The 15,343-nt window shown below is 40.8% G+C and carries 19 protein-coding genes and 1 tRNA gene; 12 read left to right on the top strand and 8 right to left on the bottom strand.

Annotation, left to right across the window (positions count from 1 at the left end; all coding sequences use genetic code 11):
- Together ACJMM4_RS07980 and ACJMM4_RS07985 are read left to right on the top strand one after the other, a co-directional pair.
- Nucleotides 1–78 (top strand): IS3 family transposase (locus ACJMM4_RS07980; RefSeq protein ID WP_405382629.1); only part of this gene is annotated, 78 nt, incomplete at its 5' end.
- 65 nt (nt 79–143) lie between these two features.
- On the top strand, nt 144–437 hold the full coding sequence (locus tag ACJMM4_RS07985; RefSeq protein WP_405383911.1) for a hypothetical protein: 294 nt from the start codon (nt 144–146) through the stop codon (nt 435–437).
- A gap of 343 nt (nt 438–780) precedes the next feature.
- Here the strand turns inward: ACJMM4_RS07985 and ACJMM4_RS07990 are convergent, their stop codons facing one another.
- The 4 genes from ACJMM4_RS07990 to ACJMM4_RS08005 all read right to left on the bottom strand — a co-directional run bounded on the left by ACJMM4_RS07990 (nt 781) and on the right by ACJMM4_RS08005 (nt 3,346).
- Complete coding sequence (locus tag ACJMM4_RS07990; protein WP_405383913.1) at nt 781–2,172, bottom strand: hypothetical protein; 1,392 nt, start codon at nt 2,170–2,172, stop codon at nt 781–783.
- Nucleotides 2,173–2,335: 163 nt separating this feature from the next.
- Nucleotides 2,336–2,917, bottom strand: a complete 582-nt coding sequence (locus ACJMM4_RS07995) for a hypothetical protein (protein ID WP_405383915.1) — start codon at nt 2,915–2,917, stop codon at nt 2,336–2,338.
- Nucleotides 2,907–3,149, bottom strand: coding sequence for a hypothetical protein (locus tag ACJMM4_RS08000; RefSeq protein WP_405383917.1), 243 nt, complete (start codon nt 3,147–3,149; stop codon nt 2,907–2,909). Before ACJMM4_RS08000 ends, ACJMM4_RS07995 begins: the two co-directional genes overlap by 11 nt.
- Nucleotides 3,149–3,346: a helix-turn-helix domain-containing protein gene (locus ACJMM4_RS08005; RefSeq protein WP_405383919.1), complete on the bottom strand. Its 198-nt coding sequence runs from the start codon at nt 3,344–3,346 to the stop codon at nt 3,149–3,151. Before ACJMM4_RS08005 ends, ACJMM4_RS08000 begins: the two co-directional genes overlap by 1 nt.
- A gap of 345 nt (nt 3,347–3,691) precedes the next feature.
- On the opposite strand from ACJMM4_RS08005, the gene ACJMM4_RS08010 reads away from it, so the two are divergent.
- The 5 genes from ACJMM4_RS08010 (at nt 3,692) to ACJMM4_RS08030 (ending at nt 8,500) form a co-directional block, all read left to right on the top strand.
- Entirely contained in the window at nt 3,692–4,057 is a 366-nt protein-coding gene (locus ACJMM4_RS08010) for a hypothetical protein (protein WP_405383921.1), read from the top strand.
- Nucleotides 4,058–4,097: 40 nt separating this feature from the next.
- On the top strand, nt 4,098–5,867 hold the full coding sequence (locus ACJMM4_RS08015; protein WP_405383923.1) for an ATP-dependent helicase: 1,770 nt from the start codon (nt 4,098–4,100) through the stop codon (nt 5,865–5,867).
- Nucleotides 5,868–5,932: 65 nt separating this feature from the next.
- The gene (locus ACJMM4_RS08020) at nt 5,933–6,778 is read left to right on the top strand and encodes a hypothetical protein (protein ID WP_405383925.1); all 846 of its coding nucleotides are present in this window, start codon (nt 5,933–5,935) and stop codon (nt 6,776–6,778) included.
- A 78-nt stretch (nt 6,779–6,856) separates the two neighbouring features.
- The gene (locus ACJMM4_RS08025; protein WP_405383927.1) at nt 6,857–7,831 is read left to right on the top strand and encodes a YqaJ viral recombinase family protein; all 975 of its coding nucleotides are present in this window, start codon (nt 6,857–6,859) and stop codon (nt 7,829–7,831) included.
- Nucleotides 7,832–7,852: 21 nt separating this feature from the next.
- Entirely contained in the window at nt 7,853–8,500 is a 648-nt protein-coding gene (locus ACJMM4_RS08030; protein ID WP_405383929.1) for a hypothetical protein, read from the top strand.
- Nucleotides 8,501–8,534: 34 nt separating this feature from the next.
- On the opposite strand, the gene ACJMM4_RS08035 is transcribed toward ACJMM4_RS08030, so the two are convergent.
- The gene (locus tag ACJMM4_RS08035) at nt 8,535–9,146 is read right to left on the bottom strand and encodes a hypothetical protein (protein ID WP_405383931.1); all 612 of its coding nucleotides are present in this window, start codon (nt 9,144–9,146) and stop codon (nt 8,535–8,537) included.
- Nucleotides 9,147–9,397: 251 nt separating this feature from the next.
- Between ACJMM4_RS08035 and ACJMM4_RS08040 the strand changes: the two genes are divergently transcribed.
- Together ACJMM4_RS08040 and ACJMM4_RS08045 are read left to right on the top strand one after the other, a co-directional pair.
- Nucleotides 9,398–9,592: a helix-turn-helix domain-containing protein gene (locus tag ACJMM4_RS08040; protein ID WP_405383933.1), complete on the top strand. Its 195-nt coding sequence runs from the start codon at nt 9,398–9,400 to the stop codon at nt 9,590–9,592.
- A 58-nt stretch (nt 9,593–9,650) separates the two neighbouring features.
- Complete coding sequence (locus ACJMM4_RS08045; RefSeq protein ID WP_405383935.1) at nt 9,651–10,916, top strand: tyrosine-type recombinase/integrase; 1,266 nt, start codon at nt 9,651–9,653, stop codon at nt 10,914–10,916.
- Between the two features lie 62 nt (nt 10,917–10,978).
- Here ACJMM4_RS08045 and ACJMM4_RS08050 read toward each other — a convergent pair.
- Nucleotides 10,979–11,055, bottom strand: a tRNA-Arg gene (locus ACJMM4_RS08050).
- 623 nt (nt 11,056–11,678) lie between these two features.
- Between ACJMM4_RS08050 and ACJMM4_RS08055 the strand changes: the two genes are divergently transcribed.
- The 3 genes from ACJMM4_RS08055 (at nt 11,679) to ACJMM4_RS08065 (ending at nt 14,337) form a co-directional block, all read left to right on the top strand.
- A complete protein-coding gene (locus ACJMM4_RS08055; RefSeq protein ID WP_405378681.1) occupies nt 11,679–11,903 on the top strand; it encodes a hypothetical protein in 225 nt (74 codons plus the stop codon).
- Between the two features lie 122 nt (nt 11,904–12,025).
- The gene (locus ACJMM4_RS08060) at nt 12,026–13,633 is read left to right on the top strand and encodes a Na/Pi cotransporter family protein (protein WP_405378679.1); all 1,608 of its coding nucleotides are present in this window, start codon (nt 12,026–12,028) and stop codon (nt 13,631–13,633) included.
- A gap of 65 nt (nt 13,634–13,698) precedes the next feature.
- A complete protein-coding gene (locus ACJMM4_RS08065) occupies nt 13,699–14,337 on the top strand; it encodes an isochorismatase family protein (protein ID WP_405378683.1) in 639 nt (212 codons plus the stop codon).
- A gap of 53 nt (nt 14,338–14,390) precedes the next feature.
- Here the strand turns inward: ACJMM4_RS08065 and ACJMM4_RS08070 are convergent, their stop codons facing one another.
- Complete coding sequence (locus ACJMM4_RS08070; RefSeq protein WP_405378677.1) at nt 14,391–14,876, bottom strand: PepSY domain-containing protein; 486 nt, start codon at nt 14,874–14,876, stop codon at nt 14,391–14,393.
- A gap of 184 nt (nt 14,877–15,060) precedes the next feature.
- Nucleotides 15,061–15,294: a 30S ribosomal protein S18 gene (rpsR, locus tag ACJMM4_RS08075; protein WP_405383937.1), complete on the bottom strand. Its 234-nt coding sequence runs from the start codon at nt 15,292–15,294 to the stop codon at nt 15,061–15,063.
- Nucleotides 15,295–15,343 lie beyond the last annotated feature (49 nt).

Raw genomic sequence — 15,343 nt, forward strand, 5'->3', positions numbered from 1 at the left:
TACAATGAAAAACGGATTAAAGAGAAACTAGGATGGATGAGTCCTGTCGAATATAGACTATTCTCCTTGGCTGCATAAAAATAGCGTAGCAGCCATAAAAACTGCTACGCTTAAAAAGTCTAACTTTTTGGGGTCACCTCAAAATGAAAGAAAGTTACAATATAGTAATGTCTAGAACGAAAGGAAGCATTTACGCAGGGTGTAATGTAGTAAGTTTAAAAAGAGTTATTGTAGGTGTTAATGGAAATTGGTATGCCCTAAATGAAGGACAAAAAGAAGTTTGGGCAGCACAATCCATACAGCTATTTTGTGGAATGCTTGGAGCACGTGGTATTAAACCAGACTATGATAATCTTGATTTTGAATTTGTAGAACAAACTACAATGAAAAAAGTGGCTTCTAGAGGTCCTATTTTAGGCCTAAGAATTGAAAAATAACATATAAAATTGAATCCAGTGGCATTGTTACTAAGGGATCATGATTTAAAATAATATTTTAGTACGATGTATCAAGAGAATTAACAGCAAAATAATAATATCGCCCTCGGCCTATCGGTCGGGGGCTTTTACTTTTGTATGGAATCACTAGCAACGGCCTCTGAGCCTTGCTCAATTTCGTTTTATCAATAAGCAAATTTTGCTTCGGGGCGCTCGTGATACCTAGTTTTTATATCGGTATAGTTAATTATTTTAGTGGATTTCAAATAATTTCTAGGGGCTATGTATTACCTAGAAATTTTCCGAAATCCACAAATTTCTATATAGTATTATTACAGCTGTATTAATCTGATGTAATACAATATATAGAAGAGATGCCCAGTACCTTGGCTAAATTGATTTTTGTCGGATTAAAACGATTGCATTCATGCCAGATATAATCAATGATTGCCACTATATTATCCTTTATCAATTCAGGAAGAGGATAATTTAGTGTTCTCGTTATCCTTGGCGCAGCTACGATGTTTTTTATTGGATTTTCGATATAGGTTACGTGCCTTTTATCAGGAATACGGAGCAGCTGTATATCAGCAGCTTCCAGCAGTCTCAAATACTTCTTAAACTTTTCCTCTGAGCCTTTGGGCGATCTAACTGTCTTGGCAATATGATAGCCATCTTCTTGCTGATACTTCTTAAAGGCGGCTTTTATGGAGCGAGCTTGGCTTACTATAGGTGCCAGCTCCCGTAAGATAGTATTCTTTTGCTGTGGGCCGAGTATAGCTTTATCGACTAGAGGGATTTTCTTGCTGAATTCACATTTATTGAACCAATCCCCAAGGCCTATTTGCTTAGAATACATCTTCTTGAATATCATATCGCAAGCATGGCAATCAAAGAGAAGCAAAGGCGAGCGAATAAAAGGAGACTCGCCTATACTATTGGGCAAACCGTAATTGCGAATAATCCAATCACTATCAAAGCGATTTCTGCCATATTCACAGCGGATAATTTTCTCGGCGCTGTCAACGATAGAGCTTTCAACGGGATTTTTATCGCTTAAAAGCTTTAATTCTTTATCGTAGGCCTTAAATATCGCCGTTGGTTTTTTCTTCTGGCCTTGGCCAAGGTAAGTGTTATCGTTTTCTTTATACTCCTTCTGCCAGAAAGAAGTAGGGCGAATGGAATTGCTCATGAGCTCCATTGCCAATTCTTTATTCTCTGCATGGAGGTTATTGGAGTATTCGAGCCTGACAACCTTGCCATGGGATAAATAAGGAATGACCATAAGCCCTTTGTTGAGCGTCGTTTTCGCGGCATTTATTAACTCGTTAGCAGATATGGATAATTGGTTAAGGATAGGAAATATCCTTAGTATCGCTGCCGAATAGGCCATGCAAGCTGCTTTCGCTCCGAAATAATCAGGATAAAATAGATTTATCGTTCTCTGTCCATCAATAAGGGATTCGATATCAATCATAATATCCAGATAAATATCATCTGGACATTTGACCTGCTTGAAAAATTTAATATGTTCAATCCCAATAGTCCCAGACGACATGATAAAGGTTAACCAATCATCTCCGTAATAATCAATATGCTCCTTTTTGTTTTTGGGAGCATATTTTTTATTGGAGAGAAAGGCATTACGAGCAGCCTTATTGAAGTGAGGCGATTTTTCTATATCAGGCTGAAGAACGGAAAAATCTTCTTTGCTTAACCAATATCTGATGGTCATGGTGTGAATCATATTATAAAGGTATAGGCTGGTATGTCTCCGATTTGTGCATGAACGCCGAGGGCTTCGAAACCCTTGCGGGGCAAGGGTTCCGGCCCTTTGCTATCACTAGAAGTGACGACAAATCGTCGACGATAATTAGGAAAGGAGCCTGTAAAAATAATCAAATATGATCCATAAAATATTGGTCAACTCTATCGTTGCCGCAACGCAGGAGAAGGAATAACGCATTGGCGAGGCCTGATTGAGTGATATATACATCGTATTCGTCTATGGGAAAATATTCGCCATCGCTGTCTTTTCTTTCTGAGCGTTTTACCAAGCTGATGCATTCACTTAGTTCATCAGGAAACTTTGACTCAAGCGCCTCAATTTCCTCACGGGTTATGCTAAAAATACTTCCATCACCAAGGTATTCAGCGTAAATATCAGCAAAAACTGAGAAAGAATATTTGTTTCCACACCACCAAAAGCCTTGGCATTGTTCGACAGCCTGCGGGTCGGTAAGCTTATGGGCCGTAAGAACAAAATCGTCATGCCCAGGCATTCGACATTTTATTTGTATCGTATAGGTCTTGCTGGCGCTCACGCCCGTAGCATCAATACGCTGCCAATAATCTCGCTTGGCGTTTTTTGCCAAGTTCGTAGTATAAATCTCTCGTAGATTAGGCCTGCTTGCCAATAAATGGTCAACAACTTCTGGCAAGTGCTTCTCTGAATATGCTAAAGCTTCACTATCGAACATTTTTGAACTCCTCAGGGTGGTTACGAATATATTGTTTTATGTCGTCTGCTTTGATGTAGAAGACAAAAATCTTATTCAAATTCTCTTTTTTTATTTTGCGGCCAATTTCGGCGTTGCGAATGGTAGTAGCGCTTACTCCCGTATGTCTTTCCACAAATTCAAGAGTAAAATGGAAATATTGGGTGCGCAGGATTCGCAAATTCTCTTGGCACAGTGTTACTTCTCTAGCCATTAAGTAGCTTCACGCTCCTTTAGCGCTGCCAAATAGGCGTTACGTAGCGTATTCATACGCTTCATTCCTGTGTCATGAACGCTGTGCTCTATATTCCAGATGGTAGTGCTGGGAATACCTGTTAATTCTGCTGCTTCTTGCAGCGTTAAGCCCAATTCTTGGCGGGCTTTCTTGAAGTCGAAAGTAATAGTATTCATGTATAAACCTCGTTATAGTAATATTTTTTGTGGAGCACTGTTTTAAGCTCTCACTATCTATATTACCGAGGTAATTTTTCCTTATTCAATATTCCGAATCATAAAGGGATAAAAAAATAAATTACTTGCTGAAGCCTATTGGTTTAAGTGACCGTTCTCTGAATGAGAATTTTAGCCCACACCCACTAGACTTTTCGTGAGTTTAAATAGTATCCAACAAATAATAGGTAAGAAGCTTACTGCCTTGCAAGTGAGCTTTTTATAAATCTTCAACGCCGTATTCATCGTTAATCGATGGATGCGGCTATTTTTTATGCCTGAAAAAGGCAGAAAGGAGGGCAAATTGTGCTCAAGATTACTAATTCAACAAATTTTAAAAAGAAAGGCGGTGAGATTATTCGAGGCCTGCTACTAGCTGCAGTTTTTGCTTTGCTTGCGATTGAAGGTTGCGAAGCATTTGTAAGCTATGCCAAAGCTGAACGCAGTCGCTACATGGAAGCCGTGGCCTTAATCCAAGAAGATGCTTTGACCAACATGGCCAAGGCCGATGCGGATGGGGACATCAAGCGCAAGCAGTATTTTAAATGGCGCTATAACAATCCAGACCTAGTTATCGAGGGTATGGATGGCCCAAACAACGTCCTAAAATGGAAAAAAGCCCATCAGGATGACCGTCCTGATAGGCTCAAACATGGTTTGTCTGCACGATAACCACATTTTAATTTTAGCATAATCAGGAGGATTTAACAATATGAAACCAACTAATACCATCAAATTGAACAAAGCCCAAAACGCCGCAGCTAACGCTTTAGAAGGTGTTTGCGTAATCAAAAGTCTTGCCGGAACAGGCAAAACTTTAGTTTTGACTACCCGCATCCGCAACATTAGGGCAAGGTATCCTGAAGCCAATATCGTAGCCTTAAGCTTCAATAAGAAGTGCTGTGAAGAGCTGAGTGAGCGTTTAAAGGGAACCTACAATGTTCAAATATCAACCATTCATTCGTTCCTCTATAACCGCGTCCTGAGGGCTTCTGGGCTTTTCCGTAACTACCGATTCATAGCTACCGAGGCAGACCGCCGTTCACTGATGAAAAAGGCTATCCACGAAAGCAAGACCGAGGATAAGCTTATAGTAAATGATTTGGCAGAAGCTATAGCTAGATGTGACGAAAGCACAGAAGAGAAAAAGGCGGCCAAAACAGCGTATTTTGAACTGCTTAAGGATAAGCAACTTTTGGATTACGACGCTATTATCCACTTCTCATTGGAAGTTTTAAGATGCTTCAAGGCTATCGGCTACGGCATTCGTAACTCGGTTAGTTTCTTATTAGCCGACGAATTCCAAGACCAAAATATAGAGATGTGCGAGGCGTTAAAGCTGATGTTCCCAAGGGAATGCTGTCCTAATATTTGTGTTGCGCTCGATTATAACCAGGCAATCTATAAATGGCGAGGCGCAAACCCTGCTACAGTCAGAGATTTATTGGAAAACTATTACCAAGCTAAGGAATTCCAGCTCACTAGTAATTATAGAAGCACCCCTGAGATTATCGAGATTGCTAATCATATTCTGCCTAATAGCAGTGCCAAGATGGTTGCCAGCAAGAAAATTGTTGGCGAAAAGCCTATTTTCTACGCTGCCAATGACGATAAGGACGAGGCCATGTTTATCATTGAGCACATGAAAAGAATGCATGAGCAGGGCTATAGCTACAGCGAGATGGCTATTTTGTTTCGTTCAAGTGCGACTACAAATACATTGTACGAGGCCTTGCTTAAAAATAACGTCCCCTTCATCCGTATTGGTTCAAACGCGCTCAAGTATCAAAATAGCAGATTTAAAGCTTTGCTGGCCTTACTCAGTGCTCTTTACTCCAAAAAACCATCTTTGACAATGGAATGTACATTGCCAATTATTGGTGTTCCAGCAAGTCTTATGAATTATCTTAGAGACCGCAACGTTATGGATGATAGCAGGCCTTTGCAGGAAGTCTTACTTAGCATTCCGTCATTGTCCCGTAGTCAGCGTAGCCGTATTGGTGAATTCTTTGCTATTGATGTAGAGAATATGAGTTTGGACGGCGTGGTGGAACTTCTATTTCGCAAATTTCTGGCTCCTTACTATAAAGTTGAAGATGGGGATGATACTATTCTTGAGGATTTCAGGGATATTATCGGCCAAGACAGGAGCTACGAAGAGCTTATTCAGCACATAGTAGAAATTAGGAAGCGTGAACGCGAAATGAAGCGGTTGGTTTACGAAGGTAAAGAAGCAGCCGTAATCAGTTCTTTTCATGCGGCGAAGGGAGTTGAATATAAGATCACTTATATTATAAACGCTAGCTCAAAAATTATGCCTCTTTGCCGTGCGGACGCACCTTTTGATGAAGAAGAAGAGCGAAATCTGGCGTTTGTGGCAGCAAGCAGAGCTGAAAAAATCTTAGTAGTTACCTATCCTCGAATAGGGAGTAATGGCGTCTGCCAAGTGCCTAGCCCGTATTTTGAGGAATTTTTCAATTAACATTACTGTTTTTACCCGTCCTGCCTTACAGCAGGGCGGATTTTTATTAAAAAGGAGTGATTTTTATGCCAAATCAAAACGAAAACTTAAAAAATGCTGTTGACAGGCTCTTTGAAATGTTTCAATCGCAGGATTTTCCAGAGCAGCTTGGATGGACAATCATTATGAGAAGAAAGGACGATATTGTTCCCTGCATGAAATATTCGCTCAACAATATTATGCTGCTGATGCTAGCAGGAACCCGAGATGGAAGACCGTTTTCTGGATGGCTTAAAATTGGTCGGGTGCCTCGCAAGGGCAGCCATGCCATCAGGCTCATAGCTCCACTCATCGTCAAGGAAAAGGGAGAAAACGGAGAAGCCGACAAAGAAAAATTGATAGGCTTCAGGCCCTTTAACGTTTTTGCTTATGAGGATACCATCCCAATAGAAGGAGATTTTCCTGAGGTTAAACCCGTTGACTATACGCCAGAAGTCATTCCTGAACTGAGTCAGAAGATTATTTGTGCGATCAGGAAGATGGGCGTTACCATTGAGTTTAGGCCTATTGACTTGAACCCAGGCGCGCTAGGATACTTCCGTCAAAGCTACAACAACGGCAAAGGTCTTATTGTTTTAGCCGAAAATAGCCCTATAACCATAGCCCATGAGGGATTTCATTATCTACACTCGCTTGAAGAAAACATCAACGAAGTGGATGATGCCAAAGCAGAAGTTGTCGCCGAATTGGGTGCAGCCATCTTATTATCTTATGAAGGAGTGCAAGGCTACGAGCAGCAGAGCTGGGAATACCTCAAGCGATATGTCAAAGATGCCCAAAATGATAAAGAGGTAATTTCGAGAATTAGCTCAGTGTTAAATCTAATTGAAAAGTGCATTCATAGGCTATTAACAGCCATCGATGAAAATTGATTGTTTATTTTGCGGCTGCGTTAGGTGGCCGCTTTATTTAATTATACTCCATTAAAAAAAGAAAGAGAGGAATTCAAAATGACAAAGAATTACAAGGTAGTAGGCAAAGTGAAGGAAATGACAAAGGAACAATGGCTTCAACAAAGGCGTTTTTCTATTGGTGGCTCGGAAATAGCCGCCGCATTGGGACTTTCCAGATGGCGCACACCATTCGATGTTTGGGCTGAAAAGACCGGTCACGTAACCAAGAAGGACGAACCTACTGACGCAATGCGATTTGGCACCCTGCTCGAACCCGTTATCAGAAGCGAATTTGCTCGTCGCAATGGTTTGGAAGTATGTGAATGCCCTTTTATTTTGGCTCACAAGGATTATCGGTTCATGACCTGCAACCTTGATGGATACGTGAAGTTGCCAGACGGAAGTTGCGCCGTATTGGAAATCAAGACTGCCAATGCTTTTGCTAGTGAAGACTGGGCAAACATGGGAGCACCTTTAGAATACATAATGCAAGTACAATATTACTTAAGTATTACCAATATGAAGGTTGCGTATCTGGCAGCCCTTATAGGAGGCTCGGATTACCGACAAATCATTATTGAGCGTGATGATGATATCATCGAGGTCATCATTCAGAAGCTAAAGGAGTTTTGGCATATGGTTGAAACAAATACACCACCGCCTGTAAACGGAATGGACAACAATCTTTTGGCTGCCATCTATCCGCAAAGTCGGTCCGTAGTCATGGCTTTGGGTAAGGAGCATGAAGCTCTCTTATTGCAATATGAGGAAGCCAAAAAGGCCATGGACGCAGCAAAGAAACGTAAGGAAGATGCTGAAGCCAAGCTGAAGGCTTTGATGCAGGACAATGAGGTTGCTTGCTGCGGCGAGTATAAAGTAAGTTGGAAGAGCTCTTCTCGTGCAACATTCTCATCTGATAAAGCAAAGGAACTCTTGAATATGGAGCAGATTAAATCATGCATGGTGGAAAGCTCGGTTCGTACATTTAGAGTTACGAAATCTAAGCTAAAGGCCACTACATCAAAGAAATAAAGCATGGAAGGAGATTAGAAAATGGCTAGAATTGAAGAGATAAAAAATGTAATTATGGGGTTGAAATCCCAGTCTTATGCTCAATCAGAAGGATCATTAGCATTAGCTGTTGATAGCAAGAATGGAATCAATACCGATGAACCACGAGAACAAATACAAATTATTAAGGGTGGAAAGCCTTTAAATACTGACCCTGAAGCATATAATGTTGGAAATAAGGCCGAAGCAGGTAGTGAACCCAATTGTATTGTAACAAACCCTCCTACGGGGACGTTAGAAGAGAGAAAAGTAGGCGGCCCGACTGATACCATTTGTCAAAAAATCAGGAGCCTTATGGGGGAACTTATCGAAGGACAGGATTATTTCCGTATTAAAGGCGTTCCCAATGCAGTATTGTCTAAGCGAGGAGCATTAAAGTTGTTGCGTAGGGCAGGGTTAACCTATCACACTACTATGATAGATAAAACCGTTGTAGTAGCGGATGGACTGCTGTCTTATACGATGAAAACGACCATTAGTGACTACGAAGGAAATATTGTTGCTGAGGCTTTTGGTTCAGCTTCAAGTCTGGAGAAGAAATTCGTTGGTCAGGGATGGAGTATTGAATCTTCTTTAATCTCTATCTCGAACAAACGCTCACTCGTAGGTGCGGTCAAAAATTTATTCTAATAAAGATGGACGGGAATAATCCCGTCCATCAAATTCAAAACTTTTGATTGTAATGCTTTAGGAAGTCAATGTAGTGCTCTAGGTCGTAAAGTTTATTTCCGTATCTATCTAATAAATAGTTAAACGTTTTGGTATATATTTCACCAACGAAAGAGGCATACGACTCAGCCAATGGATGCATACTTTCTACTCCGTAAATATCAAAACATTTTTTCCTATAAAAGTGTAAATACTGCTCCATCGCAAACCTATCCATGTCAAGCTTTTCTAAGAATCCTTCCTCAGGGATTTCGTGCTTTTCAATGGAAGTATGATATAAGTAAACATTAAAGCTTGAAGGGAAATTACGAGTGTAGTAGATTAAACGACCGAGGAATAAATCTTTATCGGTTAATCTTGCGATGCGAGCAGCACTTTTATACTCAAGGTAATCACCACGGAATAGGAGAATAGCGGTCATGACCTCGATAATACAAATTGGATTAAAATAAGCACGCTCCTCTTTTTCACGTCTAATTGGTTTTTGCTTAGGACGAAGTACTAAACCATCCTGCATATATCTTGAAAGAGAAGCTTTAGTAGTTTCAAAGCCGTTGGTTTTGAGAATATCCAATAATGTTTTTGTCGTTAGTAATTCATGGTCCATCTGCCATCACCTCATCCGTAATTGCTTTAATAATATCATAAATCAGAGTCAAATGCAAATCTTATAAAAATTTTCCTTGACGCGGGAGAAAAACATGTTATAATAAAATCAAGATAATAAGATTAAGATTCAACTCATTATCGTAAAGCGAAAAGATTCTTGAGTTAGCAAGTACAAGGATTTGGCCTTTTTATAAGGTCAAGAATTACATTCAAGTCTTAATCGAACAATAGAAGAAAGGAGAAACTTCAGTGGAAGCAATTTTAAACGGCGATATTATTTATGCTGACGATGTCTTAGACATTTTTGAGCATAAATTCTCGTATAAGGTTCTCATGAACCTAATTCGTGAGAAAAAGATTCCTGCTTATAAGGTGGGCAAGCAGTATATTTTTTCTCGCAAGGTAGTCGAAAGCTTTAAAAATAGAGTTTTGGGCATTCGATAATTCCAATGGCGGCTTTATGGTCGCCATTAACATTTATATTTTGAAAGGGGACGATAATATGCCAGGATATAAACAAGCTTTGGACAAAGAAATGTTGAAAGCTACTAAGAAGTGCAAATGGCGCTTAACAGTAAGTAATGGGTTTCGTGCTGATGGCAAGCAAAATAGAGGAACCAAGACTATTGGTCCTTGCTCTGCTGCTCAAGCTGAAAAAGAGCTGCAAATATTTTATTTGGAGTTTTGCAAGAAGGCTCCAGATCCATCGTATAAATTAACTTTTGCTGAATTTGTCGACATTTGGCGTGAAAGGCATGTGAAAAATTTAAGTCCAAATAGCCAAAAGGCTGGAGGGCACATGTTTGTGGATACTAGAGTAACACCATATTTTGGAGCTATGAGGTTAAATAAAATAACATCTGAACATGTAGCTGACTTTTTCGTTGACTTGAAGATTCACAATGAACGATTGGATGGGCGTCCTGGTGTACTTTCTCCTGGTTCAATATTTGATATTTTCAAAACGTTGCGGTCAATGCTTAACAAGGCTGTAGAGTGGGGTTATATTCCGACGAATCCCTGCAACGCTGTTCCAAGGGATAAACGTCCAAAGAAAAATTTTAGGACCAAACCCATCTTAGATGAGGATGATTTAGCGACTTTTCTACAAAAACTTTTTGAGTTGAAGGAAACAGCTACCAATGTAAAGTATCAGTTGTTTTTCTATTTATCTCTTATAGATGGTTGTAGATCAGGTGAGCATGTTGCTTTGACGTGGGACGACGTAAATCTATCCAGTAAAAAAATAACGATTTCAAAGGATGTGTATGAAAAAGGTGGGCACACATATATTAAACATGCTACTAAAACTGAATCCATTCGTGAAGTTTATTGTGATGATCTATGTGTTGAGCTTTTTGGGAAATACAAGGTGTTTCAGGAGGCATTTCTGAAGAAAAAAGGATACACAAATCCAAATAATTATATCTTTATGAAACGTATGCGAGCAGGTGATGGTCGAGAAGTAGTTGAGCCCGCTGGTAGATCTGCATTCTACCATTGGCTACGTGCTTTTTTGAAAAGAAACGATCTTCCTCATGTCGATGTACATGGATTTCGAAGGATGGCTGCAAGCTATTGCGTGAATAACCAAGTACCTTTAACTACCATCAGGCAAATGCTTGGGCACAAAAGTTTGAGTACTACTATGATATACCTGAGGTCCCTAGAGCTTAATAGGCAGGCTGGTACTCAAGTTCTATCAGATGCCTATCGAAAGTTGTTACAAAGCAAGAGGGTGGAAGATGATGACCCTCAGCCCAAATAGAGTAAGCTTTTAAAGAGAAAATAAAAGAAAGCTCCACCTAATCAGGTGGAGCCTGTTTTTTATGGTGACCCCGGGCGGATTCGAACCGTCGATCTTCATCTTAGGAGGATGCTGCATTATCCAGCTATGCTACGGAGCCATATATATTTTTATAGTGGTTTTCATAGTTTCACGAAAGTTTCACGAAGACCCCATGTTTAGAAAATGGAGAATTCTCCGAAAGGCCCATAGCATCAGTGTTTGCGGATTTAGTAATTTTTGCAGAACATCGCTTTAGGAGGCGGTCGCTCTATCCTGCTGAGCTACGGAACCATATAGCAGTCCATAGCAAGTTCAAGCCTCCTGCTACAAACTGTACTAATCATTATATACCAAAACCCCAAAGCTGACAATGAGATTTTTGAAGGATTCTAGTTCTCACCCCATTATTCCCATTCCTTATCCAATAGAAAATCACGAATATTTCTATGGATGATACCATCACGGCTCATGTCGAATTCGTCCATAGATAAAACAGGTAGGCATCACAACAATATTTTAATAATTTTGTTAGTTATAACTGATATTTTTCTAGATTTTTGTATTTTATCAGTTATATCTTACAATAACCTTCTTTTCCACATCCCACTAGCCTCACTTGTAAAAAACACGTAAAATCTTTACCTAAATTTAACCCTAAAAAACTTTTTCAAATAAGCGAAGAAGGATTTTGACAATATATCACGAAGGTTTATCCAAGATTTAAAAAAGGAAGTGATTGTTATGTTTAGATATTTAAAGATTTTCTCTTTTATAATGATTACAATTTTACTTATCCCTGCAATAGCATCTGCAGCAAATTATATAGGAAATTCTAATACAGCAAAATTTCACGACGAGGGATGTCGCCACGCTAATAAAATTAAAGCCGGAAATAAAGTAGTCTTTCCTAGTAAGCAAGAAGCAGTAAACAAAGGTTACAAACCCTGCGGTGTTTGCAGACCATAAAATACTGCAAAACTCAGTATCTTCTTAGCACCTTGTAAAAAACACGTAAAATCTTTACCTAAATTTAACCTAGAATTTACTTTTGTAGTATAATATAGGCAATACTTTTTACGAGGTGGCATATGCTAGTATACTTTTTAGGCTTTTTAGGCGGTATCGCTTTATTTATGTATGGTATGCAGCTTATGGGCGAAGGCCTGCAGAAAGCTGCAGGCGCCAAGCTGCAAAAAATATTGGAGGCCATGACAGGAGTGCTTATCATGGGCGTACTCCTTGGCGCAGTAGTTACTGCTGTGCTCCAAGCCAGTGGCGCTACCACTGTTATGACCGTAGGCTTAGTTAACGCCGGACTGCTTACACTCAAACAGGGTTTTGGCATCATCATGGGTGCCAACATCGGTACTACCATGACAGCCCAATTAATTGCCTTCAAGCTGTCCAATTATGTTACAGTGCTGATTTTCATTGGTTTCTTGGTACAGCTGCTAGCCAAACGCAGCCGCAGCAAATATTTAGGCCAAGTAATTTTGGGTTTTGGTATCCTAATGCTAGGTATGGATATGATGGGTAAAGCAGTTATGCCTTTACGTGCTTACCCCGGCTTTGTAGATTTCATCGGTGCGTTCTCTTCTAATCCTTTGATGGGTATTGCTATCGGCACGCTTATGACTGTCCTGATTCAATCAAGTAGCGCTACCATCGGTATCTTGATTGCTATGGCAGGACAGGGACTGATTCCCCTAGAAGGCGCAATTCCTGTTCTTTTAGGCGACAATATCGGTACCTGTATTACTGCAGTGCTAGCATCTCTCCGCGCCAACCTTACGGCAAAACGCGTAGCTGTAGCACATGTAATGTTCAATGTTATTGGCAGTATTATCTTCGTAGTCTTTATGCATTGGTTCATCCAAATCGTTATGATAGTTTCTCCTGCTAACGATATTGCCCGCCAAATCGCTAATGCTCACTCTGCCTTCAATATTATCAATACATTGCTCTTTATGCCCTTTATCAATCCGTTCATCAAATTGATTGAGCGCCTTGTTCCCGGTAACGCTGAAGGCATTTCTATGCGTCCGGTTTACCTTGATAAGAATATGCTCAACACTCCTTCCATCGCTCTCAGCCTAGCAGTAAAAGAAGTTGTCCGCATGGGTCTTTTAGCACGCAAGGACGTACGCTTGGGCATGGAAGCAATCCACCGGTTTGACGGTGAAAAAGTAAAATATGTACTGGAGCATGAGCCTGTGGTAGATGCCCTCGAAAGAGAAATTACCGACTACCTGACGGAAATGAGCACTACCCAGCTTGACCCCAGCCTGTCCCAACGCCATACAGGCCTGTTGCACGCTATTAATGATATTGAACGTATTGGTGACCATGGTGAAACTTTAGCGAAAAAAGCACGCAAGCTGGTGGAAGATGATGTCCACTTCTCCGACGAAGCTGTTGCAGAGCTAACCCAGCTGAGTGAAATGGTACTCCGCGCCAGCGGTCGCGCCTTAGAAGCCTTGGGCAAGAACGATAAAGCTATTGCTGATGACGCAGTCCGCCTCTGCCGCGAAGTTAAAGCCTACCAAAAAGAAATCCGCAAGAACCACATCGTCCGCCTCAACGAGCATCGCTGCGACCCTGTAGCAGGCTTTGTTATGTTAGAGCTTTTAATTAATATGAAGCGTGTTTCCGACCACTCTAAAAACATTGCCCAACTGGTACAAGGTACCTTCTAAGCTTGCAGTAACCACTGCATTGCTTTATAATAATGACTATCACACAAAAGAAAGAAGGCTTATTCATGAACCTGCCTGATAAAAAGTACATTGCTTCCTTTGACATCGACGCACAATGCACCTTCACTCCCATTTGTCCGGAAGAACTCCCCGTTGCCGAAGGTGACACCATTGCTGATGAACTGAACGCACAAGCGCAGTACGCATCCTTGCGCGTTGCTTCCCGCGATGCCCACAGCATGAGCGCTCTGTGGCTCAGCGATGCAGATCACGCTCCTTTAAGCCCCATCGAAGGCTATCCTGATTTAGATATCCGTTGGCCTGCTCATGCTATCATCGGCACTAAAGGTTTTGAATTCATCCCCGGTTTAGATGGTACTGCTTATGATTTTCAAGTATTCAAAGGGATTGAACCTGATAAACATCCCTACGGTGCCTGCTACCATGATCTGAAGAATACTCTTTCCACCGGTGTTATCGAGTATCTGCACCAACAAGGCATCACTACCGTTATTTGCGGCGGTCTGGCAACTGATTATTGCGTAAAGAACACTGTACTGCAATTGCGTGCTGCAGGCTTTGAAGTTATCCTTAACAAAGCTGCCTGCCGCGGTATTGCCCCCGACACCATTGCTGCAGCCATGGAAGAAATGGCGCAGGCAGGAGTGCAATTCATTGATAATGCAGCTACCTTAGGCTGCTAAAAAACAAAAAATAAGCCTGCACAGCTCTATGCCGTGCAGGCTTTACTTATTTCTTAGCGGTAATCGTGCTCTCTTTCAGCAATTGCACCGGTTACAGGGTTCAGTTTCAACTCTGCTTTAATGAATTTAGGAGTAGAGAATTCTGCTTCGTAATATTGAGCATTGCCTTCTTTTTCCAACTCAATAACCAAATTTTGTGCGTCAGGATATGCTTCTAAAACAATAGCGCGGATATCTTCGACGGATTTAGCAACTTGGGTGCTGCCTGCGAAGTTACTGCCTTTGATTTCCACTTCCACTACTTTAGCGGTAGCAGTTACAACATCTACTTCATATTCTAAAAAAGCATCGTTATCGCGGAAATTGATAACGCTCTTTTCTTCATCTTCTCTATAGCCATACATTACGCAGGTTGCCGGAACTTCTGCTTTAGCAGCTTCGATTGCTGCACGTTGTTGAGCGACAGGGGCTGCTAAACCAAGAGCAGAACCGGAAATAGCCAACGCAGCTGCGGTTAATACGAATAATTTCTTCAACATGAAAATCATCTCCTTTTTGTAAATGTTAACTTTATATTCTACTATTTTACTAGTATATTTCTTGATTACATTTTACATGAATTTAACGCAAAAGTAAAGCTAATGGATAATGATTTTTAAAATTATTCACAAAAGCATATAAAAAAGCCCTGTACATTGCTGTACAGGGCTCCACTTGTGCCGATTATTCGCAAGTGAACGGCAGCAAAGCAACGCAGCGAGCGCGTTTGATTGCTACGGTCAATTGGCGTTGATGTTTAGCGCAGGTGCCGGAGATACGACGAGGTAAAATTTTACCACGTTCGGTAACATAACGGCGCAGCTTAGCTACATCCTTGTAATCAATCTGCTCAACCTTATCTACGCAGAAACTGCAAACCTTTTTACGAGGTCTTCTGCTTCTATCACGCTTGATCAAAGTATATTCCCTCCTTCAATATGGAATATCATCCCGTGCTGCTCACGGA

This window comes from Phascolarctobacterium sp. (assembly GCF_045124115.1).
GTDB lineage: Bacteria > Bacillota > Negativicutes > Acidaminococcales > Acidaminococcaceae > Phascolarctobacterium_A.